This window comes from Leuconostoc citreum (assembly GCF_007954785.1).
Classification (GTDB): Bacteria; Bacillota; Bacilli; order Lactobacillales; family Lactobacillaceae; genus Leuconostoc; species Leuconostoc citreum.
The window spans coordinates 856361-881962 of sequence record NZ_CP042410.1 but is presented as its reverse complement, the minus strand read 5'-3'; the positions used below and the strand labels follow the sequence as shown (position 1 = coordinate 881962).

The window sequence follows — 25602 nt, the reverse complement described above, 5'->3', positions numbered from 1 at the left end:
TGTGGGATTAAATCAAAAGCAATTGCAGCAACGCAAAACACACCGTGTCAAAGCTAAAAAGTCACCAACAAAATTGCTCAAAATAGCTGTTTTGCTAGTCCCTGCACTGATTTTCATTGCTATTTGTGCGATTTATGGTAATCACTCACAGTGGCAGACTGCGGCTCAGTTGAGTAAAACGATTAAAAAGCATCCAGGTAAATCTCAGGCATCTCATAGTGGCTCAATTACAAAAGCGGTGCCAGCCGTAGATGTTGCCAAAGTGAGCCAGCAGGAAAGGGTTACCCCTGATTACTCTGGGCAAGGTGGTTTGACATCCAAAGAAAATATGCTGAAGTTGGCCGCAAGTTCACAACCAGAAATATTACGTGGTCATGTGGCCATGCCGACCTATCAGATTAGCGAGCCCGTGTATGAAGGGACAAGTGATCATGTACTGGCTATTGGTGTTGGGATTAACGCACCACATCAAGTTTTTGGGCAAGGCAATATATCAATCTACGGTCATAATATGGGTGACTACAATGCCTTATGGCCATACAAACCAACTAAATTCAGTGCATTGCAGAATATGTCTGAAAAAAACGTGTTGAACAAAGCCATGTATTTATCAGATGGGCAGACCGTTTATGAATATCGGGTGACCAAATTAAATTATGGCATCCCAGTTGCAACGTATGAGGCGAATTTAGCACACGCTAACACATCTAAACCAACAATCAATTTGGTGGCGTGTCTTGAGGATGATGCTTTCTGGGCGCAAGTTAAGCGCAGTGGGTATACCAACTTTAAAGCTGATAAGCGCATCGTGTTGACTGGTCAACTCGTGAATCAAAAGCCACTCAATGAAACAGATACTAAAATCAAACAACAATTACAGTGAAAGTGAAGGAAAATAGCATGACAAACAAAACAGTAGTGAAGACAAAATTACAAAAGAACTGGCGGACTGCCGTGATGCTAGCGGGGGTTTCGCTGCCAATGATTACAGGTGTGGCGTCTATTAGCGCCGATGACAACACATCTCAAGGTGCATCAACAGCCGACAAAAATAAAGGCATTGATGTCGCTGTTGATCACAGTAAACTTGACGATGCGGTCAAGCAGGCGCAGGCCGCGGCCGTTAAAGTCACCACTAAAGGCCCTAAAGTGATCACTTCAAAGTCTACTGACTTGAAAAAGAATCAAAAAGCAATCGCTGAAGATTACGACTCGCAAATCAAGGCCATCACAGCAGCTGTGGAAAAACAGAAAAAAGCTGATGCGGACTACAATGACAAGAAAGCGAAAGTTGACCAGGTCAAAGCAGCTAATCAGGCCGCTGATGACAAGTATCAAAAAGACACAGAGCAGTACAAAGCAGACGAAGCGCAGTATCAAAAGGACATGACAAAATATGATGATGACCTCAAGAAGTACGAAGCTGATACGGTAACTCACGAAAATGAAGATGGCAAAACGCAATCTAACACTTCTGACACTGATCAAGCCATGAAAATGGATAAAACCAGACCAGTTGATAATTCTGACGTTGAAGGGGATATTAAGCCCAAGCAAACCTTCCAAGATAAGCCCAATTTCAGTAAAACAGCTTATGATGGTGGCAAAATCATGTCCTTTGGTGGCCAAGATTATTGGGGGCTAGGTGAGTCCACTGGTGTTGCGGTCTTTTCCGGTCATGATATTATTGGCAAAACACTGACGAAGACCTATAAAAATTCTGTCACGGTTGGTGGTCGAAAAGCCAATGTCACCATTGCCTTAACGCCAACTAAGTTCACTGGTAGAAGTGATCAAAAGCCATCCGTAGCGATCTCAAACAACCTGATTGATAATTTCAACATTGCTCACGCATCCTATAAATTCCAACTGCGATTCAATTGGAGCGATGACGGCAAAGAACTATCACTTGATGAGTTGAATGGCGCGAATAAGGACAGTAAGTTGTTCTTCTTGGGTGGCTCGTTGACCCCACATCGTTCAGGAAAAGCTAATGAATATATTCAAACTAATGATGCCAAAAATGCCTTTATTGGCAATAAGTCATTTGTCAGCAATATCAAAGGCGCCCCTCAAGATGGGATTACTTCCTATTATGCGGTAGCAGCTGATAGAACAGCAGAAGCCACCAAGGCACAAGATGAGCAATCCAAAAAGAGTGGTAAGGGCGCTGATGAGGACCCCGAAAACTTTGCTCAAATGGTTGGTGTCACGTTTGGTGAATTCACTACGACGCAACTCACTTTTTACGGGGGTGGTGTGAACACAACAAATGGTGAGGCAGCCGACATTGATAACAATCACTTTATGAACTTTGATGATGTGGCTTTTAACCCAAGACCGGTGAAACCAACACCACCAACAAAGCCAGTTAAGCCGACACCTGAGAATGTTGTTGAGCCTGAAAAGCCTCAGTCCGAAACCGCAACGCAACAACTCACAACATTACTTGATCTACCAACGCCAACAAAAGACGTTAAAGCAGATGAGACGAATGATGTCAACGCAAAATCAATTGATAAGCAGGAAGTTAAAGTTGGGGATAAATTGACTTATGCTTTGCGTGCAGACGCTTTGCCAAAGGACAGAACCACTGATGTCACCTCACTGACATATTCAGATAAATTACCAGTTGAAGTGGATTACGAATCAGCGACAGTCACCACTAAAGATGGAAAAACTGATCTGAGCAAATTTGTGACATTTGATTTCAACAAAGAAACGCATGAATTCACAGCAAAAGTTAGTGAGAACTACCTGAAGCAAATTAACCAAGCTAAGAACGTCGTGCAAGAACTACCGATTATCATGGTTCATGTGAAAGCCAATAAAGCAAACACGACATTTAAAAACCAATATAACCTCTTGTTAAACGATGGATTGTATCAAAGTAATGAAGTGGCAAACAAGACTGGTGATCAACCAAAAGCTCCAGAAAAACCATCAACACCAGAAACACCTAAGACACCAAATACAAGTTATGGTGAAAAGCCAAAGGGTCTGCTGTATGCTTCATTGGCAGCTGTCAGTCTTGTTGTTGGCTTATTAGTTTTCTGGAAGCCAATTAAGAAATGGTTTAATAAATAATATTTAAACCATCAGTTGGACGTTACCCAGGCTCAGCCGTAACCGAATGGGGTGGGAAGCCCAAAAATAAAAAGATTACTAGGAGAGTAACATGACGATTAAAACATTATTACTAAGCACAGCGGTACTAGCAACAGTAGGTCTAGGTGGCACAATTGGGGCGCAATCAGCTTCTGCAGATAATAACCAAGGGCAGACTTATGTTAAAAATATTGATGTCCAAATACCTACCAAAGGTAAGGATGGTGGCGTTTGGACACGTCCTTACGGTCAAAGTGGTGCCAGTTATTTAGGTAATGTCCGAGACATTGCAGGACAAAAAGTCGCTGGTTACAGCGCTTATAAGGATACGGATAGTGGTGTCCTTTGGGTTGAAATCAATTTTCATGGCCAACGCGGTTTCGTTGACTCAAACACATTAACCCAACCAAATGATGTTGGTAGTGTTGAATATTACACGAATGACCAAGCCTTTATTACTAAGCAAGACCAGGGTGCAATCGTTGCTTCATGGGATAATCGCTTTAGCAACGATTGGGGACGTGACAAGGACGTTACTTTTGGTGGCTATTCTGGTATTGTGGGTAGTTTGAACCCTTATAACGGTAAGGCGGTTAAAGTGTCTGGTTCATTTATGGATAAGAACGGTACAACTTGGTCGCGTATTAGTCCCATAGATAACGTCAATGATTTTTCTTGGGTTGACGCTAGCCGTTTGGAGATGAAAAACACAAAAGCCATAGAGTTAGCGAATACGACTAACCATACTTACAAAGTACAAATCAAAAGTAATGTGGGTGATGTTTGGACGCGCCCTTATGGTCTAGATAACAGCCAGTACATGCGTAGCGTTTCTAGTTTAGGAAATAAATTATACGATGTTGACAAGGTTGTTTCCGTTGGCGAACGTGGCAAAGACACCATTCAAGAGTGGGTTCATCTAACTAACGTGGGTTGGGTACACCGTAATACGGTCAAATTCATTAACTTTCACCAAGGAGGACATTATGTGACTGACCCTAAGTGGCACACAACGTCTTATGTCGAAGACCAGTATGACCCATTTATGTTTGGCGGTATTTCAGGTTCAACACTTGCACGTGGTTATGACGGTCTGCCAGGTTTTGATAACTGGTATTATTGATTCTTAATAAAGAACATCTTCCGAAAAACTACATTTTGATTGATGTAGTTTTTTTTTCATTTTATTTAAACTATCCATTGTGATATAAATATTGCAGGTTAACAGTATTATGCAAGATTGAATAATATGAAAGTTTAGTAGATAAATCGTCATGATTCAATAACAACGTCAAGTTTTGATGGTCAGTTATATTTATATATCTATTTATCAATAGATCATCTTATATTTATATAGAAAATTAGTATTTATGTGGAGGCTGTACAAGTCGCATTAGTTCAAAGAAAACTAATTGTTTTTTTAATTAATTATTTTTTATAATAAAAATTTATCTTTTGAAACATCACGTTACTTATTGGTTTTCTTAATCTTTATATGCAAAATAGCAAAAAAGCGACCATATGGTAGCTGGTCGCTTTAACTAAATGTACCTATCGATATTAAGTTAAATGTATATTACCTATTTGAAGAAATTATCTTTCAATGGAGTTAGAGTAGTAATAAATGTTGTTATCTTAGTAATAACATTGTATTTATATTTTTTTGTATAGAAAAATATAGATTATCAATAGCATTGAAAGAATAAGCATACCTATCCATGAAATATTCACAGTAAATGAATTTGCAATCGATAGGAAAATAAGTTGTCCAATCGGGACGCTAAGTGTTACTAAGGTATTCATAAATCCTGTAATTTGACCTAATTGTGTTTCTGCAACGTTTGTCATAACATAGGTGCTAACACGTGGGCTGATCTTTCCAAGAATATAACCGATGCCAAAAAAACTGGTAATTATGACGTAAATGTTCGGAAAGTAAATAATATCAAAACAAAGAACAATTAGAAATAGTAGTAATCCAATAATTAGTGTATTTAATTTAAAACTTTTAAAAAAGTCATTGGTTAAAAACGAACCCAATATAAGTCCGGAAGCCAAGGCTGTGTTAGCCAATGATAATGAAAAGCCATAACTTTGAATATAAATTTTCGGATATTGTAATAACGATAAACTAATAAGTCCTTCAACTGAACCAACAAGTAGATTTAGAAATGCAAACAAAAATAAAATATTCATTAGACTTTTATTAGCTCGAACGACATGCATACTTATTTTTATAGATTGCAAAAAATTGTTTTCGGCTTCAGAAACAGATGTTTTACTGGCAATCTGAATTTTTTCGTTAAATGCTTTTCTTGAAACTAATAATACCAGTCCGCTAATTAAAAACAGTAGTGTATTTAGTGCTGAAAAGTATGAAAAATTATTATTTAAAAATGTTAGAAAGGTGACACCAATGACCTGTCCAATAACATTGACTAACGACATAATTGAAACTTGTAAAGACCGAGCTTCCAATATTTTTTTTGATGGTACGATATGCTTTATAACAGGGAGTGTGGCAAGTGATGTAATACCACTCAATAAATCACTCGATACATTAATCATAATAATGAATGAAAATAACAGCCATTCATTCATTGATAATCCAAATAATATCATTAAAAAGAAATAGAGGATTGCTTGGAGTATTCGAGTTGAAATCATTAAACGCAGCTTATCATTTGCTTTGTCAGCAAAGTAACCTAACCCAATCTGCAAAATACTGGGAATTGTGTTGGCAATTACAACAACTGTTGTGGCAGCTTTTGGATTGCTAGTCTGTGAGGCATAAACCAATAACGCAATATTAAAAAAAGCGGCTCCCAGTAACTCAATAAATTGAGAAAGTGTTAAAATACCTAATAATTTATTAGTTCGTAACAGTATCATTAATCATATTGTCCTTATCTCCATCTAATTTAGCGTATTTTATTTTGTTGGAAAGCTGAATCAGACGCTTAATTTTTATGTTGAGATCAGTCTCATCATTGGCTGAAAAAGAGCTCATAAATGGAATATCAGTTACAATTTCTACATCATCTATATCCAAAATCCAGTTACGTGAACTTAGTTTTTTATCTCCATGTTGTGCTGATAGTAGAGCATCTTTCAACTTAGGCATTTCACTTTCTTTGTCACAAATCATATATATTACCTCTTCTTTTTATTATGTATATCTATATTTTAAGTGATACAATTAATAAACAATCTCAAAACGGCATATATGACAAATCGAAGAACAGCTAATGACAATTGAAAAAACATTCCATCAACTAAGAACAAACAAAAAAATAACACTCACAGCTTTATCTGATCAAAATGCATCCGCGTCTTTTATTGGAAAATTTGAAAAAGGGCAAACAAATATGTCTGTTTCACGTTTTTTTAAATTACTAGAAAAAATGCATGTAAGCCAAGCTGAATTCGAATTTCTACTGCTAGAACATAACGAAAACTATTTATCTAAGCGGATCAAATTAATTGATAACCAAGCTATTACTAGGGAATTGGTTCAAAAATTTTATAAAACAATAAAAAAAGATCAACTAGAAAATCAAGGTGATAATACATCTGAATTTTTATTAATCTTAGCGAGTGGCCTACTTTTACTATTAAATCAGGAGGTTAAAAAATGGCCTAGTACTGAATTATACAATTTAGCTAAACCTGTGCAAGATTATTTGCTTGGTGTTGAAACCTGGGGTATTTATGAATTACAAATATTCACATTAATATCATTTATGTTGCCAGCTGAGATTCTATATTTACTAACAAAGTTAGCAATTAAACGGGTTCAACTTTATAAACATTCATTATTGAATATTCAAACACAATTGATGCATGTCGTTTGGACATCATTTTCCACTTTGGTATATGAGCAGCCTACTTCTGCATATAAATTACTTAACGTTGCTGAAAAACATTTAATGAATAATGTGGATTTGACCGAGAAAATTACATTGATTTTTAATAAAGGTTGGTATGAAATCGAAATAGGACATATTACAAAAGGTGTACGCCAAGCGAACATTGCTATAGACATTTATAATTCGTTGGGTTACAAAGAACAGGCTATCAATTTAAGTAAACAACTGGAACATCATATAAGAAGACAAGATGAAAAAAAACAAGGATATAAGCCTGACGGGTCACGTGTAATTTCAATATATATTTAAAAAAATATTATTTCTAGTAGGTCATTTATTTTGAATGTAAATGAAAAACTATTATTAATTATAATAATTGATTAAAAGGTAAAACATTAACTATGCTCTATAAACCATTAATTAGAAGGCAAGATACTGTAAAATCAAACCTATCTATTCATTTTCAATAGTATACGGGTACGAGGGCGCAAAATATTTTGTGTGGATGATGATTTTCCTGGTTTTGATAATTATTGATATGATTAATGCGAAGATAATTTGACATTTCTTAAAGACTATATCAAACAAGATATAGTCTTTTTATGTAGATTTCCTTATTCTACCTGCTATGGTATAAATAAAGTTGGATTGTTTATGCAAATTTGAATAATAGATAAATTCAGAATAAAAATGTTTATGATTGAAGGAGCATACACAATTTACTTGTCATTATCTAAAGAATTACATGCTTATATACGTATATACCATTACATCATCTTATACTCATAACACATTTATATACGTATATATCAATACATCATCTTATACCCATAACATACTTATATACGTGTATATCAATACATCATCTTATACCCATAACATACGGATATACGTCTATATGACAGGGTCATAACCTATTTTTAAAGTAGTTGGTTTGAGTTACTCTACAAGGAGTCTTGTGTTTCAAACCAAGATTTTCTGATTGAAATGGAGCATCATAATGGGGAGAAAATATTTACAACTGAGTTATCGTGAGCGACAAAAGATCGAGACACTCAGAGAAGAGGGATATACATACGCAGCTATTGCAGAAAGGTTAAATCGCTCCATATCAACAATTCATAACGAAATTAAAAGAAATACCATGCGCCCTGATGTCACCAATAATACCAAAATATTTCCATACAACGCAGATTGGGCAGAAGTGCATTCAAGGCGTAGACGTTCATCCGCTTCAAGAAGAAAAGTCAGGCTGACTCGTCATTGGCAAAAGGTCATTAATGGCTATCTAGAGAAAAATTGGTCATTAGAACAAGTTGCTCTGGGAACAAGGGTGCCATACACCACAAATACACTCTATAATTATGCGAAAGATGGTTATTTACGGTATAAGCCAAAAAAGTATCGCTTAAAGAAAAAGAAATATCATGGTGTAAAAACCGAGCGTGAGGTTTTTAGCTTGCATCACATTTCATTGCGTCCCCAAAAAATTGAGAATAGAACAGAATTTGGGCATTGGGAAATAGATGGCGTTGAAGGTCCTAGAGGAAGTGATTCGTTATTGTTGACATTTTTAGAGCGAAAAACACGTTATTTGGTTGCAGTGAAATCGAGAAGTAAAACAAACAAATCCATAAACGCAGCCATGAACTATTTTTTCAGCTTATATGGAAATTATGTTAAAAGTTGTACATTTGACCGCGGTAATGAGTTTACAAATATCGGCAACGTGATGAATATTACACATGCGCACGGGAAACAAATATACTTTACTGATGCGTTTGCACCATGGCAACGCGGTTCAAATGAAGAACGCAATAGCCGAATTAGAGAATACTACCCGAAGGGAACATCGTTTTCTAGTAAACTACAAATGAGCATTGACGCTGTTATGAAAGAAATCAACAGCAAACCAATGAAAGTTTTGGACTGGCATTCACCGCAGTTTAAATTTGATATGGCTACTCGAAAAAAGAAATAGTGGAAGCAAGCATGTGGTCTTTTGGGATTAATCTACAATTAGGGACTTAACATGTATCAAAAACAGTTTAGGATTGCCAAGAATTGAAATCCTAAACTGTGACCATGTTTTCTAATTAGTTACGAAATGCACAGAATGGTACCAAAAACGATGATTTTGTAACTTAATTGCAACAATCCGTCCTATCGTTGATTTAATAGGCTTTTTGCTCAATTTTTTAGTATTAGAGCGTTGAGTTTTATGTAATTATTTCGAATTGGGGTTGACATGTGCCTGTTGAGTACAGGTTGACATAATCTGGCAAGCCTAAAACGAAAATGTTGATGTGTCAAGGTTTATCGGGCAATTCAACCTCTTGACAAATTGTTATTTCTTAACGTATAATGTAATACAGTTCGATTGTAGTGTCGCAAATTGCTATTTGCGACTTTTGTTGTTGAAAGGTGATTTATGGCGAATCGTATTCCAGAATCATTCATTGCAGAAGTGCGTCAGAAAGTCAACATTGTTGATGTCATCGGTCAATACACACAGTTAGTAAAGCGTGGCCGACAGTGGACTGGTTCCTGTCCATTCCATGATGACCGTCATCCTTCATTATTCGTGGAAGAAAATAAACAAGTTTTTAATTGCTTCTCTTGTGGACGATCAGGCTCGGTTTTTTCATTTGTGATGGAAAAAGAGGGTATGAGCTACCCTGAAGCAATCATATCATTGGCTGAGTCAGTTGATATGCAAGTTGACAGTCAATTTGTGGCGGATGCCACACCAAGAATTGACCCAAAAACACAAGCTATCTTTGACTTGCAGGCCGCAGCACAGCGATTGTATCAACATATTTTACAGCATACAACGTCAGGCGAAACGGCGCTACATTATTTACACGATAAGCGACAATTGACTGATGAAACAATTAAACAATTTGGCATTGGTTTTGTACCTGATGATAATGTGTTGTTGCAATATGCTGAGACCCAAAATATTTCACGTGAAATTATGCTAGCGTCTGACTTGTTTTTGAGCAATGATGAGGGCCGCTTGCGAGATCGTTTTGCCGGACGTGTTGTTTGGCCCATACGATCTACGAATGGTCAAGTTGTCGGCTTTTCCGGTAGGACACTGGATTCAAAAAATAGTATTAAATATATGAATAGTCCTGAAAGCCCTTTTTTCAATAAAGGTCAAATACTTTATAACTTTGATTTGGCTAAAGGTGACATTCGTAAAACTGGTACAGCAATGATTTTCGAAGGGTTTATGGATGTCATATCTTCGGAAATAGCTGGTAGACCGGCAGCAGTTGCAACGATGGGCACAGCATTGACCCAAGACCATGTGAGACAACTGACGCGATTAGCAAAACGTATTTTGTTAGTATATGATGGTGATGAAGCAGGTCAAAATGCCGCCAAACGGTCAATTCATCTCATACAGGCGCAAAAACAAGACGTTGATATTGGCATTGTGCATTTGCCAGATGACCTTGATCCTGATGAAGTACGTGTGCAAAAGGGCAAAGAGGTTTTAAAGCAAGCTTTAGACCAAAACATTCAGACGCCGATTGCTTTCTTGATTCAAGCAGCTAGATACAATAAGAATCTGAGTAATCAAACGCAATATTTGGCTTTCTTAGGTGAAGCGATGACAATTCTTCAGCAGGCGACGCCTGTTGAGCAAGATATGCAGCTAACCCGCATTGCTAATGAATTTGGTACATCCAAACAAGCACTGATTGAACAGTTAAAACAAACGCCAAAGCGGCAGTCAAAAGAAACTGTCAATAGGACATCACAACATTTTCATCAGCAGTCGCCACAAATAACGGATATGGAAGAGCCACCATTGACTGGGGATGATGCGGCCTTTAGCAGTAATCAGCAAAGTACTAACCAAATTGAACAAGCTGAAAGAGCATTAATTATGGCGATGATCAAGTCACCGCAAGTATTAGAACAGGTCAGCGACACCACTGGCTTTGCATTTGTTCATCCAGAGTATCAATTATTAATGATGTTAATTGCCATCTATCAAAAGCAACAGGCTCATTTCGATTTGGCACAGTTTATGGATTTTATTCAGAAGCCTGAGTTGAATCAGCGTATTTTGGCAATTGATCGTACTTTTGGCGATTTGGCAGTAGAGCCTGGGGCTATATCCGATTATTTACGCATTATTATGCACGACGCACCAGTTGAAGCACAAATTAAAACACTACAACAAGCCATTGAGGTTGCCAAACAGCAACATGATGATAATAAATTATTACAGTTAACCACTGAATTAATTAACATAAAAAAACAGCGAAACAAGTAGTCGTATTTGAGAAACGACTTTTATTGAGGAGAGATATTAATGGCAACAATTTTAGCTTCAAGCAAGATTTCAGATATCAAAGCATATTTGGATTCACAGAACATCTCATATAACAGCCGTGCTAAAAAAGCTGAATTGCTTGCGCTTGCGCAAGGGAAAACACCGGAAGAAGCAGCCGCCGCCGGTAAAGCTTCCAAGCCCAAGGCAGCTAAAAAGTCTGGTATTATCAAAAATCCTGAGTACGATAAAGCTGTTAAAGCTTTGATTACAGAATATAAGCCAGCTAAGGAAGTGACTTATGCGATTCTTTCAAAGCGTTTGGCAGAACCATTTAATCTTGATGGTGAAAATATTGAACGTTTGATGGAAAAAGTTGAAGACGCCGGTGTTGCTATTGTTGATGAAAAAGGTGAACCAGCGCCGGAAGTTCTTCAGGCTAAGCAAAATAAGCCTTCTAAAGAAGAGTTAGCGCAAGCTGAAGAAACACCAGCAGGCATTAAAATTAACGACCCAGTTCGCATGTATTTGAAAGAAATTGGGCGCGTTAATCTACTAAAAGGTGACGAAGAAATAAATATTGCTAAGCGTATCGAAGATGGGGATGTTGAAGCTAAACAAGAATTGGCTGAGGCTAATTTGCGTTTGGTTGTGTCTATCGCTAAACGTTACGTGGGCCGAGGCATGCAGTTCCTCGATTTGATTCAAGAAGGTAATATGGGCTTGATGAAAGCCGTGGATAAATTTGATTATACCAAAGGATTCAAATTCTCAACTTATGCAACTTGGTGGATTCGTCAGGCGATTACACGCGCAATCGCTGACCAAGCTCGAACAATTCGTATCCCTGTTCATATGGTCGAGACAATCAATAAGTTAATCCGTATCCAACGTCAACTCTTACAAGACTTAGGCCGTGAACCTTTGCCTGAAGAAATAGGGGCGGAAATGGATTTGACACCAGATAAGGTGCGTGAAATCTTGAAAATTGCGCAAGAACCAGTATCCCTAGAGACACCAATTGGGGAAGAAGATGATTCGCATTTGGGTGACTTTATTGAAGATAACGAAGCTATTTCACCTGCTGATTCTGCAGCGTACGAAATGTTACGAGATCAACTTGAGTCTGTACTTGAAACATTGACTGATCGAGAAGAAAATGTTTTGCGCTTACGTTTTGGTTTAGAAGATGGTAGAACACGTACCTTAGAAGAAGTTGGTCGCGTCTTTGGTGTGACACGTGAACGCATTCGCCAAATTGAAGCAAAAGCGTTGCGTAAGTTGCGCCATCCTAGCCGTTCAAAGCAACTTAAAGATTTTATGGATGATGGTAACAACTAATAATAGTGCAAGAAGTCACGTATAACGTGGCTTTTTTTATTGTGCTATGCTATGCTAATAAATAGCGGTTCATCAACCATCCCGCTTATCAAAACTAGGAGATTTTTTATGGAGAATAATAATTTACCGACATCACCAAACAAGGCTAGAAACATCACGTTAGTTGCGATTGTCGCTGCCATATATGCGGCAATCACTTTTGTGATTCAACCCATAGCTTTCGGACCAGTACAATTACGTGTTTCGGAGGGGCTAAATCATTTAGCTGCTTGGAATAAAAGATATATTATCTCATTGGGTATTGGTGTTTTGATTGCTAACCTGGTATCACCGCTAGGCTGGATTGATTGGATCTTCGGTACTTTAGGCACAGTAATTATGACTGGTGTCACTTACTTGTTGACACGCCGTGTGACGCAACCAATCATTAAGATATTGATTAGTACATTTGTGGTGGCAACACTTGGGATGGCGATACTTGCAGCAGAATTTACCTTTGCATTTAATATTGGTGCACATGGTGCCTCACCATCAGGTGCTAAGGGTGGGTTGTTGGCACAATGGGGAGCTTATTACGTTAGTTTAGTACCGGGCGAAGTTGTGTCATTAATTATTGGTGGTATTGTGGTTTATGCACTGAGCAAAATTATTAATTTGGAAAGATAACGATGACGCAAGATTATAGCAATAAAAATATCTTATTAACCGGTGCTGCTTCAGGCATCGGTTTTTCGCAATTAGAGGCATATCTGGCGGCGGGCGCAATAGTTTATGCTGTAGACAGGCAAGACATTGCTTATCAACACATTAATTTGAAAACATTTAAATTGGATATTAGTCAACATAAACAACTTAAGGTATGGCTTGAAACACTAACACAATCGGTATCTTTTGACATATTATTGAATACAGCTGGTGTATTAGATGATTACAAGACATCCTTAGACACCACGCTGGATGACTGGCAGCATGTGCTTGACATTAATTTGACCCCAATGTTTATTCTGACAAATGCTGTTTTGCCAGCAATGCTATCTCGAGGCTACGGTCATATTATTAATATGGCTTCCATTGCCGGTTTTTCTGCCGGTGGTGGTGGTGTAGCTTATACTTCAGCTAAACATGCAATTGTAGGTTATACGAAACAATTAGCTTTTGATTATGCTGCAAAAGGCTTACATGTTAATGCTATTGCACCAGGTGCGATTAAAACGCCGATGAATGCAGCAGATTTTGCAGGTGACGCTGAGATGGCAAAACAGGTGGCTGCGCAAACACCTGCCAAACGTTGGGCTAATCCTGATGAAGTTGCGCAATTATCTTTGTATCTGACTAGTCAACAAGCTGATTACATCAACGGCACTGTAATACCCATTGATGGTGGCTGGACTTTGGGACACTGAGCTTCTGTTGCGTGATTTGAATGTGATATACTTAGGAAAGATATAAGTTTGGGGGCAATTGATATGTCATTATTTGAAGAAATTGCAAATGATGAGGACAATAAGGTATATAAAGCAAAGGGATGGCTGCCTATATACGCTGCACCGAGAACGGCAGAAATATTGATTATTGGGCAAGCACCAAGTAAGCGCGTGCAAGAGACTGGTATTATGTGGCATGATGCGTCGGGTGATCGTTTGCGCGATTGGTTGGGTGTGTCGGAGACAGTATTTTATCAGTCTGGTAAAATTGGTGTTATTCCCATGGATTTTTACTATCCGGGAAAAGCCGCTTCGGGTGATAAGGCACCTCGAAAGGGTGTTGCTGAAAAATGGCACCCTAAATTACTCGGTGAAATGCCAAATGTCAAGTTGATTATTTTGATTGGGGCTTATGCACAGCGTTATTATTTGAATTTGACAAACAAAGAAACGATAACAGCGACTATTAAAAATTATCAGCATTATTTACCAAAATATTTTCCGATTGTCCATCCATCACCAAGGAACAATATTTGGTTGAAGAAGAATCCGTGGTTTGAGCAAGAAGTATTGCCAATGCTTAAGCAAGAAGTGCAGGCAATTTTGAAACAATAATCAAAGGACGTGTTTGAATACAATCAGACAGGTGCTTTTTTAGTTATTTACCATAGTATAAATTAACAAGGTAACTTTTAATGCGTATATGCGTTATAATTATCATCAGTGATTACGTGTAGATAATCACAAATTATAGAAGTGAGTACAGATGATGCGCATAAATAAACCGCCATAAAGTTAGTTAAACTATCATTAAATTGACAAATTCACGTAGCGTTGCTTCCGAACACGGCTACTAAAAAACAATAGGAGATAAAAGTCAATGAACACATTAACAGGTACCGTAGCACAAAAATGGAATCATTTTAAAACAGGCATGATATTGTTACCCAAACAGCTACAATACACTTTCAGCCTCAAAGCAAATTTAACCGACATACAGGCGTTAACTAAAACTTCAAGGTTATTGATGGGCGTTATGCTATTGGCAACGGTTGTGGCATTTATATTTGGTGATAATTTTTCTCCAATTGGTTGGATTAGCCTGATAACAGGTATTTCAACAGTTATTAATTTAATTTTGGTCGACCAAGGTCGCCTAACTAATTATAGTTGGGGTATGTTAAGCACCGTCGTTTGGCTCATTGTAGCATTAAATAACCACTTGATTGGTGATATTGCCTCGCAATCGTTTTACTTTGTAATGCAGTTTATCGGTATTTCAGTTTGGCATCAAAATAAAAGTAGTCGTCATGTCGTTGAGTCAAAAAAACTCTCTTTTCAAAAGGGAATGGCTTATTTTGCGATGACGATTATTATATATGGCGTGGTTTTATTTGTTAGTCACTCACTTCATGGTTCGCAAATTTATTTAGATGCAACGTTATTGCCACTGGGTATTGTCGGACAAATTTTAATGACTTATGGCTATCGCTCACAATGGATTGCTTGGATAACTCTTGATATTATTAATGTTATTATCTGGGCGAGAGCGTTAAGTATGGATGGCTCAGCCGGCGCAACCTCAATGCTAGTATTGCAAGTTATCATGTTAATTAATGCTTTCTATGGGCAGTATATGTGGTTTAATCAGTCTAAACAAAACTTAGTGCAATAAACAGCACGCATCATATCATAAATAAAAAGCAGTGCCAGCAATAAAAAAATTGCTGGCACTGCTTTATTTAGATGAATAAAATTAAACTGCCAATAATAACAAAAATAATTAAATAAATTAAATTCAGCCAAGTAAAAGTCTTAAAGAAAGTGACAGATGTTCTGTCTTGCGAAAAAATATTATATTGACGCAAGGCGAGCAGGTTAGCTAAGGAGGCAATTAGTGTGCCTAGACCACCAACTGTAACCCCTAAATAAATACCATAAAAATGATCTGTAAACTTGGATAACAGCACAGCAGCAGGTACATTACTGACGAATTGGCTTGATATAATTGCTGCAAAAAATGCATGAAATTGTGTTTGGGTTGTCGCTACTAAGAGCTGATGGATAATATCGATTCTGCTAACAGCACCGACAATAATAAAGAAATTGATGAAAGTTAAAATAATCCCATAATCAACTTGTTGGAATACTTGTTTATCAAGCAAGAAGGCACTTAATACACTGGCTAATAAGGACCACCAAATCGCAATAAAAGACAAAATTCCTAATAAGACAATCACTGTTGCAAGTATTAACCACCATACCTTGTGATGGTCTAGTGACACAGAATCAGTTGAGATATTATCAATAGGTTTGGCTGGAAATAGAAAACTCACAGCAAAGAGACTAATCAGTCCAATCAAACCCAAAGGGATAGACATGCCCAAAAATGTCGGTAAGCTTAAATGATAAAAAGAAACAAGGTACAGGTTTTGCGGATTACCAAAAGGTGTCAGCGCACTTCCAAGATTAGCATAGATTGTCAGTAGACTAATTGGAACAATTTTTTTGATGGCCACTTGCTGACTAATTTTAAAAAAAATAGGTACCAATGTCAGAATGGCCACATCGTTAGTGAACAGCATAGAACCGACAAATGAAAATAAAAGCATGACACGTATGATGTCACGAGTCGATCGACATTTGATGACAACTGTATTGGCGATATACTTTAACACATGTAATTGCTCATATACTGAAACGATGATGATAAGCGATAGTAGCGATAAAATTGTTTTGAGATCAATATCTTCAACAGTGACGTGCCCGAAAATAAAAGCAATAATTGCTAGGAATAGGGTAATTAAAAATGTTTTATCGGTGGCGATTTTTCTGATGACACTTGACATAATTATGCGATGTCCTTTGTGAATTTAGTATGATGATGCTTGTTCAATTATAACTGATTTTAAAGGAGAAACCAGCAAAAAAATAGGCAATGGCCATTTCGGCTATAGTTGTTGGGATAAGATATTCATTAACATACGTTCTTCAGTTGTTAATACATGATTTTTCCTGAATGCTACATTCACATTGAATGTTGGTTGTGATGAATCAAGTAAAGGCACCATGATAATATCGTCATGATTAGATTTGACAATATTGGTAAGGATGGCAATGCCAAGGTTTTCAGCAACTAGACTCATTAGAAAATAAACATCACTTGTTTTCATAAAAGTCTTAGGTCGATATCCGGCTTTTCTAGATAAAAGTTTAATAGCTTGCTCATGAATAAAACTACTATCCAAGGAAATAAATAGCTGCTCTTTTAGTGCTTCAAAATATAGACCAGGATTTTTGGCTAATGGATTTTTAGCAGACATATAAACATAGAATGTGGTTTTGGCAAAAGGAAAAATTTGTAATTTATCATCGACGGCATCACCTAAGGAACCCAACAGGGCAATATCGATGTCGCCATCAATCAGAGATTGCTTTAAACTATTGGATCCAGCTTCGTAAATATTCATGTGACTAATGTTAAATTGACGATCGAATTCTTTAGTAGCCATCGCTATTTTAGCAAAGTAGGCATTTTTGATAATTGGTGGTAGGCCTATTGTTGTGGTATGTGAACGCAAATGATCTAATTCGTGTTTGGCACTATCAATTTCATTTAAAATCGATAAACTATGCTCGTGTAATTGTTCACCAGCAGCAGTAAATTTTAACTCGGATTGGGCATTACCACGAATAACTAATTTAATCTGAAAAAAATTTTCTAGTCGTTTTATAGCACTACTAATGGAGGGCTGACTGATACCAAAAATTTTAGCAACTTTTGTAAAATTTTTTTCTCTGTATAATGCATTGTAGTACATTAAGTCATTGACTTGCATGTTTTTATCCTTTATTATCAACACTTTAGGCTAATGCTATAACTTTTAGTTATGACATGTTACTCATTTGACTATAAACTAAATAGCCGTGTATAGTCAAGGCTGTTATTAATCAATAAACATAATATTTGGAGGAAATAAGGCAATGACGATGACAGGATATGATGTATTACGTAACCCATTTTTGAATAAAGGGACAGGCTTCACAATAGAAGAACGTGAAGCGCTCGGTTTGACAGGTGCTTTGCCAAGTCGTGTGCAAACAATTGATGAACAGGCTGATCAAGCATATCATCAGTTTCAATCAAAGGATGCTCCTTTAGAAAAGCGTATTTTTTTGATGAATCTTTTTAATGAAAATGTGACTTTGTTCTATCACCTCATGGATCAGCACGTATCAGAATTTATGCCGATTGTTTATGACCCGGTTGTGGCAGAATCAATTGAAAAATATAATGATATTTTTACTAATCCACAAAATGCTGCATTCTTATCAGTTGATCGACCAGAAGATATTAAACAATCCTTGGTTAATGCCGCTGCAGGACGTGATATTAAGCTGGTGGTTGTAACAGATGCCGAGGGTATTCTTGGTATGGGTGACTGGGGTGTCAACGGCGTTGATATTGCAGTAGGTAAATTAATGGTTTATACAGCTGCTGCAGGCATTGACCCAGCCAGTGTATTAGCAATCAGTATTGATGCAGGGACTAACAATCAAGCACTTTTGGAGGATCCCCGTTACCTTGGTAATCGGCATACACGTATTGAAGGGGATGCTTATTTGGCATTTATTGACCAGTTTGTACAAGCTGAGCAATCATTGTTCCCTGAATCATTGCTACACTGGGAAGATTTTGGTCGAGGCAATGCGCAAGTGATTCTCGATAAGTATAAGGACCAAATTGCAACGTTTAACGATGATATTCAGGGTACAGGTATGATTGTTTTAGCAGGTATTTTTGGCGCTTTGAATATTTCAAAAGAAAAGTTAGTTGACCAAACATTTGTAACTTTTGGTGCTGGAACCGCTGGTATGGGTATTGTCAATCAAATATTTACAGAGTTGCAACAAGCTGGTTTGACAGCAGATGAAGCACGCCAACATTTTTATCTTGTTGATAAGCAAGGTTTGTTATTTAATGACACACCAGAATTAACAGCTGCACAAATACCTTTCACACGTTCACGTGATGAGTTTGCTGATGCCGAAACATTGACGTCATTATCAGCCGTTGTAAAGGCACTGCATCCAACAGTTTTGATTGGTACATCAACACAGCCGGGAACGTTTACTGAAGAAATTGTGAAAGAGATGGCCGCACATACTGAACGTCCAATTATTTTCCCACTATCAAATCCTACAAAGTTGGCCGAAGCCAAAGCTGAAGATTTGATCAAATGGACCGACGGAAAGGCGTTGGTTTCAACTGGAATACCGGCAGCAGATGTTGACTACCAGGGTGTAACCTATAAAATTGGTCAAGGGAACAATGCTTTGATTTATCCAGGACTTGGTTTTGGCTTGGTAGCGTCGACAGCAAAGTTGTTAACACAGGAAACAATTTCAGCTGCAATTCATGCATTAGGTGGCTTGGTAGATTCTGAAGAGCCTGGTGCAGCAGTCTTACCACCGGTCTCTCATTTAACGACATTCTCACAGAAAATTGCTGAAGTAACAGCGCAAAGCGTTTTGGACCAAAAGCTAAACCGTGAAGCTATAACTGATGCAAAAAAGGCTGTGCAAGACGCCAAGTGGTCAGCAGAATACTAATAGGATTATAATTTATGATATCTCAAAAATTTTGGGGCACAAAAATTAGTGGTGTGAGTCTACCACTTTATGTTGCCATGATGGTCGTTTTAGCTGCAACAATTGCTCTGAATAAATTGCCTTTAAATATGTTGGGACTGACGTTGATGTTAGTGTTGTTTGGCCATCTATTCTTTTATATTGGCAATAGGTTACCAATTGTCAAGTCATATCTTGGTGGTGGATCAGTATTTACGATTTTTGCTTCGGCTGCACTAGCAACGTCCGGAATCATTTCAGCACCAATCGTTAATGCAACAAAAACGTTTATGAACGATAACGGGTTGTTGGATTTCTATATCGCTGCACTTATTGTAGGGTCAATATTAGGTATGAATCGGAATTTGCTTTTAAAGGCCGCTGTACGCTTTATACCGGTATCTTTGGCAGCAATGATTATTGGCTTCTTTTCTGTCGGACTGGTGGGCATGATTTTGGGGGTTGGTTTTGGCCATGCAGTCATGTTTATTTCGATGCCGATGATGGCAGGCGGTATAGGAGCGGGCGCTGTGCCACTTTCTCATATCTACGCACAAGGCTTGGGTGTTAGTTCTGGCACAATGTTCTCTGAAATTATTCCAGCAATTACGTTAGGCAATGTGCTGGCGGTAATTGGTGCTGCATTGATTGCAAAAGTTGGTGCCAACACTAAGTATGATGGACATGGTGTGTTACTCCCAATTAGCGAAGATGAAAAAACCAAACCACTACGCACGTTAGATGCAACGCAAATCGGCGTCGGTATGATGATTGCATTTACGTTTTTCCTTTTGGGAACAATATTGAATTATTTTGTACCTAAAGTACACACTTATGCTTTTATTATTATTTTAGTAATTATATTTAAGGCGTTTAATTGGGTTCCTAAGCAATTAGAGGAATCTGTGGTTATGTTTAATAAAGTGATTATGGGTAATTTAACACATGCTGTGTTGGCCGGTATCGGTTTAGCACTGATTAACTTACATGTCTTGGCGCAATCTTTGACTTGGAAGTTCGTTATTTTGACCTTAACAAGCGTAGTTGTCATGGGTATTGCTAGTGCTTTTATTGGTAAATTATTTGGACTATATCCTGTTGAGTCAGCTATTGCTGCAGGTATGAGTGATAATAGTATGGGTGGCACAGGTAATGTTGCCGTACTATCTGCGTCAAATCGTATGGAAATGATTGCCTTTGCACAAATGGGTAATCGTATGGGTGGTGCGCTTGTTTTGATATTTGGCGGCATTTTGATTCATTATTTACATTAATTAATATTTGACTTTTGACGATATAATCTTACGGTTATATCGTTTTTTCGTGGTTATGTGAAAGAGAGTTGCAACTTTTAATTTTTAGGCGTATACTAACAAATAGTAAGTGAAAAGGAGAATTAATTGTATGACTAAGTTTGGTGTTGTTGTTGGATCGACGCGTAAGAATTCATATTCTCATGGCGTCGCTGAAGCTATTGTTGCTGGATTGCCTGAAGAAGCGGAGGTAACTTTCTTGAACATTGCAGAGTTGCCACTTTATAATCAAGATTTTGATGAAGAATCACCAGAAGTTTACACGCAATTTAGAGCAACAGTGGCAGCACAAGATGCATTTATTTTTGTCACGCCAGAGCACAATCGTAGTATTTCTGCTGCATTAAAAAATGCTTTAGATGTTGCTTCAAGGCCTTGGGGACAAAACGTTTGGCAAGGCAAGCCAGCTTTGGTGGCCTCACAATCTATTTCTGGTATCTCTGGTGTCTTAGCGCATCATATCTTGCGTCAATCATTAGTTTTCTTGGATATGCCAACGATGCAACAACCAGAACTCTATATAGGTAATGTTGCTAATCTTGCTGATGAAACAGGCCAGATTAGTAATGCTGATACGAAGGCGTTTCTTGCCAACGCAGGGAACCAATTTGCTGATTTTGCTCAGCGCTTTATTAAGTAATAAGCGATTAAGTCATTCACAAAAAAGCCAATGCGGTTGAGCATAGGCTTTTTTTTTCATCATTATCTACGGTATAAACTTGTTGAAACGTTTTAACATGCTTTTTTGATGCAAAATCGAGGTGACTTGATAGGCATTAGCAATTAATGTGTTATCACTTAAAATAACCCCTTGCCAAAATAACAACCATGTCTGTAATGCTAAATCATCGGTTAATATAGCCATGCTTTTGAGTTGATTAATAAGATGTTGTGTGAAAGTATAATTATTTTGAACAACGCTAGCTTCTAATAAGTTATTAATTACTTTTTTTAATGTGCGTTCTGAGTGTGTAGATAGTTCATGCTGTCTGTATTGGTTTAGTATATCTTTAATGTATGGTGAAAGTCGGTTAACTGGTACCATGTATACAATACGGCTAAACAATAGGATATCGTAATACTGCCAGTTTTCTATGTCAAAAAAATAGTCGACTAATTCATCTTGTATCGCATGAGGCGCTAGCTGTTTTTTTAGATGGTACTTTGTTGCTTTTGTCATCAAGAATAAGTGGCGATTAAGCAAGCTATCAGGTTGGCTACGTGACTGTGACTGGGTTAACACGTATAATTTATCGAGCATGACACCATCGTTGTTGTGATCAATTATTTCTAACTGGTTTGCTAAGGCAGATAGCTTGGATTGCTTTTTATCAAAAATACTATAAAAGTATTCTTCAAATGTAATCATTAATGCATCACAAAGCATTAAAACAGTTTGATCACTTGGGTCAGTTTGATTGTTTTCTATTCTGGAAACCATTGACTGTGATCCGATTAGCGCACCAAGCTTGGCTTGAGACATGCCACGCTTTTGCCTTGTTTTACGAATGAGTTCACCATTTTTGTAATTCATATTTTCCCCGAGACCTAATATTAAGATTTGTATATTATAAGGCCCATTATTTCACACTGTCTATGGAAATGGTTAACGTTTCACAATTGGTTTTTTTGATGTCGTTGCGCTGTGAAGTATTCAGCGAATAAAAGTAAATGAAAATTATAAAACAGTCACAATATACTTATTATTGAGACATTATATAGTCTGAAAAAATTAATAAAAAGACGAAATCAAGTGTTATAATGAAGCTAGAGGCAAAGGACTTGTCTTGTCACATATACAGTAAAGGAGTATATTACTTATGAAAGCAGCAGTATGGCATGGTGTTAAAGACGTTCGTGTTGAGGACGTTGAACTAAAACCCATGAAGTCAAATGAAGTCGTTGTTCGTGTTGCTTACGCTGGCATTTGCGGTAGTGATTTACATGAATACCTTGAAGGACCAGTGTTCATTCCAGTTGATAAACAAGATGAGTTGACTGGTGGACAAGCACCATTGACAATGGGCCATGAATTTTCAGGCATTATTGACAAAGTTGGTGCCGATGTGACTAACTTCAAAGTCGGGGATCATGTATCTATTAATCCAACAGTTACAAAGGGTAACTGGGCAGATGATGTCGATGTTTATGATGGTTATAGTTTTATTGGCTTAAGTACAGATGGTGGTTTTACGTCATTTGTCAATGTGCCTGAAGAGAATTTGTATCATTTACCCGAAGACTTCTCATTGAAGCTGGCTGCAACAATCGAACCAACTGCTGTGGCTGTTCAAGCCGTTAAAGAGGGTGGTTTGCGCTTTGGTCAAAAAGTTGTTATTTTTGGTGCTGGGCCTATTGGTGTGTTGGTAGCGGCTGCAGCAAAAGCTGCCGGTGCAACTAAAATTGTCGTTGTCGATTTATCTGAGGTGCGTTTGAATAAAGCACTTGAGATGGGTGCAACAGATGTGATTAACCCTAGTCAAGTTAAAGACGCCATCGGTGCTATTAAGGCGATTATTCCTGAAGGAGCAGATGTTTCCTTTGAAGTTGCTGGCGTACAACCTACGTTTGAACAGGCAATTGATGCTACGCGACCACGTGGAACCATGGTAATTGTATCTATTTTTGCTCGGCCAATTAGTTTTAATCCAATGCAATTAATGAATGCAGGGGTTAAACTGACAACAACGATTGCCTATTCAAAAGAAACCTTCCAACAAACTGTTGACCTTGTAAGTAGTGGCCAAATCGATGTTGAGCCTGTTATTACAGATACGATTGTATTAGATAATATTGTAGAAGCAGGATTTGAATCGTTAACACATGACAAGTCTCAAGCAAAGATTTTGGTTGATCTTAGCCAAGAATAAATATTGATTTTTAAGTGGTCGTTATCCACATCAAAACGACTGCTTTTCTTTTTAACTAATTATGATAGTTGGAGGTGTAGTATGGCAGATACAGTATATAATTTTGATGTGGTAAAAGAAGACGGGAAACTATATTCTTTGGCTACACTAAAGGGCAAAATCATTATTATCGTTAATACGGCAACTAAATGTGGCTTCGCACCACAATTTGAAGAATTAGAAACGTTATACCGGACGTATGGTGATAAGGGACTAGTTATTTTAGGGTTTCCATCAAATCAGTTTAAACAAGAGGTTAATTCGAGCCACGAAGCTGCTGAAGCCTGTCGATTAACCTATGGTGTTTCTTTTCCGATGCACCAAATTATTGCAGTGAATGGCAAAAATACTGATCCGTTGTTTAAATATCTCAAACAGAATACCCCAAGCCCATTGGGTAGCACAATTAAATGGAATTTTACTAAGTTTTTGGTCGGACGTGATGGCGTACCAGTGAAACGCTATGCTCCAAAAACACGACCACAGGATATGACTGCAGATATTGAACGGCTATTATAGTAATGTCATGTCGTATTAATTTAAACGATGACTTGATTAAGGAGATATTATGTTATTTCAAAATGTAATGTTTGGGACATATACGCGTCGCCAATCATCAGGGATTTATCAGGCTGTTTTAGACTTAGAGACTGGTAAACTAACCAAACCAACACTATTGATTCAAACTGGATCGCCTACCTACACTGTGATGAGTCAGGCAGGTTTTTTATACGCGGTTAATCGACAAAATGGTCAAGGGCCAACAGGTGGTCTTGGTGGTTTCAATGTGTATGATTTTAACAATTCTGGCGAACCAAAAAAAGTTCAAGAATGGCTAACCCCTGATGCTTCAGAAGCTTATTTAGCAATTGACGAGAAACGTCAGCTGCTTTTTGCGGCAAATTATCATTTAGCAACATTAACTATTTTTAAAATCAAAAGTGATGGGACTGTGACGCAAACCGATCAGTATACGGCTTCTGGTAAGGGACCAAGACCGGAACAAAATAAAGCACATATTCATTTTGCTAATTTAACGCCTGATGGTCGGCTTGCAATCGTTGATTTAGGATCTGACAAAGTTACAATATTTGATGTGACGGATGGCAAGTTGACGTTACAAAATGTTTTTGAGACTGGGACTGGATTTGGCCCGAGACACATGCGCTTTAATCCAATTTACCAAAATGTTGCCTATGTGTTAGGCGAACTCTCATCACTTATCTCAGTTGTTAAATACGATACAGACACTGCTGCATTGATATTACATAAAACTTACCCTACTATTCCCAATGATTGGACTGCTCACAATGGGGCAGCAGCTATTCGTGTATCTCATGATGGTCGATTTGTTTATGTTTCTAATCGTGGGCACAACTCGCTAGCTGTATTTAAAGTGACACATCAAGGTAGAGTGTTAGATTTAGTACAAACTATTGGCACTGCAGGCGATTTTCCTAGAGATTTCAATATTGATCCATCTGGTCAATATATTGTTGTGGCTAATCAAAATACCGATAATGTCACCGTGTTTAGGCGTAATCAAGAAAGTGGTTTATTAACTAAAATACAACAGGATTTTCCGATACCAGAAGGTGTCCGTGTGATGTTTTATTAATGATAAAAGACTTGTATCCGTGTGCAAGTCTTTTTCTTTGTATTGATTTTATGATGCAAAAAAATAGCTATATATTTCTTTGCAAATGTGAGATAATA

At 37.5% G+C, this 25602-nt stretch carries 22 protein-coding genes; 17 read left to right on the top strand and 5 right to left on the bottom strand.

The genetic code is table 11. The annotated features are described in order from the left end of the window. The first annotated feature begins 1 nt into the window (after window position 1). The 3 genes from FGL72_RS04400 to FGL72_RS04390 all read left to right on the top strand — a co-directional run bounded on the left by FGL72_RS04400 (window position 2) and on the right by FGL72_RS04390 (window position 4231). Complete coding sequence (locus tag FGL72_RS04400; RefSeq protein ID WP_139988075.1) at window positions 2-883, top strand: sortase family protein; 882 nt, start codon at window positions 2-4, stop codon at window positions 881-883. A gap of 17 nt (window positions 884-900) precedes the next feature. Next, window positions 901-3087, top strand: a complete 2187-nt coding sequence (locus FGL72_RS04395) for an LPXTG cell wall anchor domain-containing protein (RefSeq protein ID WP_146992783.1) — start codon at window positions 901-903, stop codon at window positions 3085-3087. Window positions 3088-3178: 91 nt separating this feature from the next. Beyond that, the gene (locus tag FGL72_RS04390) at window positions 3179-4231 is read left to right on the top strand and encodes a GW dipeptide domain-containing protein (RefSeq protein WP_146992781.1); all 1053 of its coding nucleotides are present in this window, start codon (window positions 3179-3181) and stop codon (window positions 4229-4231) included. Window positions 4232-4761: 530 nt separating this feature from the next. On the opposite strand, the gene FGL72_RS04385 is transcribed toward FGL72_RS04390, so the two are convergent. Together FGL72_RS04385 and FGL72_RS04380 are read right to left on the bottom strand one after the other, a co-directional pair. Continuing rightward, window positions 4762-6000, bottom strand: coding sequence for an MFS transporter (locus tag FGL72_RS04385; protein WP_139988078.1), 1239 nt, complete (start codon window positions 5998-6000; stop codon window positions 4762-4764). After that, window positions 5981-6256: a hypothetical protein gene (locus tag FGL72_RS04380; protein WP_139988079.1), complete on the bottom strand. Its 276-nt coding sequence runs from the start codon at window positions 6254-6256 to the stop codon at window positions 5981-5983. The genes FGL72_RS04385 and FGL72_RS04380 overlap by 20 nt, the downstream gene beginning before the upstream one ends. A gap of 100 nt (window positions 6257-6356) precedes the next feature. On the opposite strand from FGL72_RS04380, the gene FGL72_RS04375 reads away from it, so the two are divergent. The 8 genes from FGL72_RS04375 to pnuC all read left to right on the top strand — a co-directional run bounded on the left by FGL72_RS04375 (window position 6357) and on the right by pnuC (window position 15708). Next, window positions 6357-7286 (top strand): Rgg family transcriptional regulator, encoded by a 930-nt coding sequence (locus FGL72_RS04375; RefSeq protein WP_139988080.1) that lies wholly within the window; start codon window positions 6357-6359, stop codon window positions 7284-7286. Window positions 7287-7977: 691 nt separating this feature from the next. Beyond that, entirely contained in the window at window positions 7978-8958 is a 981-nt protein-coding gene (locus tag FGL72_RS04370; RefSeq protein WP_139988081.1) for an IS30 family transposase, read from the top strand. A 450-nt stretch (window positions 8959-9408) separates the two neighbouring features. Then, window positions 9409-11271 (top strand): DNA primase, encoded by a 1863-nt coding sequence (gene dnaG / locus FGL72_RS04365; RefSeq protein ID WP_085698996.1) that lies wholly within the window; start codon window positions 9409-9411, stop codon window positions 11269-11271. Between the two features lie 39 nt (window positions 11272-11310). Further along, a complete protein-coding gene (gene rpoD / locus FGL72_RS04360; RefSeq protein ID WP_004905722.1) occupies window positions 11311-12609 on the top strand; it encodes an RNA polymerase sigma factor RpoD in 1299 nt (432 codons plus the stop codon). Window positions 12610-12717: 108 nt separating this feature from the next. Further along, entirely contained in the window at window positions 12718-13275 is a 558-nt protein-coding gene (locus tag FGL72_RS04355; RefSeq protein ID WP_004906961.1) for a QueT transporter family protein, read from the top strand. A 2-nt stretch (window positions 13276-13277) separates the two neighbouring features. Next, window positions 13278-14012: a 3-oxoacyl-ACP reductase gene (locus tag FGL72_RS04350; protein ID WP_004901702.1), complete on the top strand. Its 735-nt coding sequence runs from the start codon at window positions 13278-13280 to the stop codon at window positions 14010-14012. A 63-nt stretch (window positions 14013-14075) separates the two neighbouring features. Continuing rightward, window positions 14076-14648 carry a uracil-DNA glycosylase family protein gene (locus FGL72_RS04345; protein WP_004906957.1) on the top strand — a complete coding sequence of 191 codons (573 nt, stop codon included), beginning with the start codon at window positions 14076-14078 and terminating at the stop codon, window positions 14646-14648. 265 nt (window positions 14649-14913) lie between these two features. Beyond that, window positions 14914-15708: a nicotinamide riboside transporter PnuC gene (gene pnuC / locus FGL72_RS04340; RefSeq protein WP_085698998.1), complete on the top strand. Its 795-nt coding sequence runs from the start codon at window positions 14914-14916 to the stop codon at window positions 15706-15708. A gap of 67 nt (window positions 15709-15775) precedes the next feature. Here the strand turns inward: pnuC and FGL72_RS04335 are convergent, their stop codons facing one another. Continuing rightward, window positions 15776-16882 (bottom strand): SLC13 family permease, encoded by a 1107-nt coding sequence (locus FGL72_RS04335; protein WP_085699000.1) that lies wholly within the window; start codon window positions 16880-16882, stop codon window positions 15776-15778. Between the two features lie 102 nt (window positions 16883-16984). Further along, window positions 16985-17872, bottom strand: a complete 888-nt coding sequence (locus FGL72_RS04330; protein WP_004905711.1) for a LysR family transcriptional regulator — start codon at window positions 17870-17872, stop codon at window positions 16985-16987. 145 nt (window positions 17873-18017) lie between these two features. On the opposite strand from FGL72_RS04330, the gene FGL72_RS04325 reads away from it, so the two are divergent. From FGL72_RS04325 to FGL72_RS04315, 3 genes are all read left to right on the top strand, one after another. Then, entirely contained in the window at window positions 18018-19646 is a 1629-nt protein-coding gene (locus FGL72_RS04325) for a malolactic enzyme (RefSeq protein WP_085699002.1), read from the top strand. A gap of 14 nt (window positions 19647-19660) precedes the next feature. Next, a complete protein-coding gene (locus FGL72_RS04320) occupies window positions 19661-20938 on the top strand; it encodes a 2-hydroxycarboxylate transporter family protein (protein WP_004901689.1) in 1278 nt (425 codons plus the stop codon). Window positions 20939-21068: 130 nt separating this feature from the next. Continuing rightward, window positions 21069-21617, top strand: coding sequence for an NADPH-dependent FMN reductase (locus FGL72_RS04315; RefSeq protein ID WP_004901684.1), 549 nt, complete (start codon window positions 21069-21071; stop codon window positions 21615-21617). Between the two features lie 66 nt (window positions 21618-21683). On the opposite strand, the gene FGL72_RS04310 is transcribed toward FGL72_RS04315, so the two are convergent. Further along, the gene (locus FGL72_RS04310; RefSeq protein ID WP_004901681.1) at window positions 21684-22511 is read right to left on the bottom strand and encodes an Rgg/GadR/MutR family transcriptional regulator; all 828 of its coding nucleotides are present in this window, start codon (window positions 22509-22511) and stop codon (window positions 21684-21686) included. A 286-nt stretch (window positions 22512-22797) separates the two neighbouring features. Here FGL72_RS04310 and FGL72_RS04305 point away from each other — a divergent pair, with 286 nt between their 5' ends. From FGL72_RS04305 to FGL72_RS04295, 3 genes are all read left to right on the top strand, one after another. Then, window positions 22798-23847 carry a 2,3-butanediol dehydrogenase gene (locus tag FGL72_RS04305; protein ID WP_040190188.1) on the top strand — a complete coding sequence of 350 codons (1050 nt, stop codon included), beginning with the start codon at window positions 22798-22800 and terminating at the stop codon, window positions 23845-23847. Window positions 23848-23928: 81 nt separating this feature from the next. After that, a complete protein-coding gene (locus tag FGL72_RS04300) occupies window positions 23929-24405 on the top strand; it encodes a glutathione peroxidase (RefSeq protein WP_040176859.1) in 477 nt (158 codons plus the stop codon). Between the two features lie 49 nt (window positions 24406-24454). Next, window positions 24455-25504: a lactonase family protein gene (locus FGL72_RS04295; RefSeq protein WP_004905701.1), complete on the top strand. Its 1050-nt coding sequence runs from the start codon at window positions 24455-24457 to the stop codon at window positions 25502-25504. The last annotated feature ends 98 nt before the right edge of the window (window positions 25505-25602 follow it).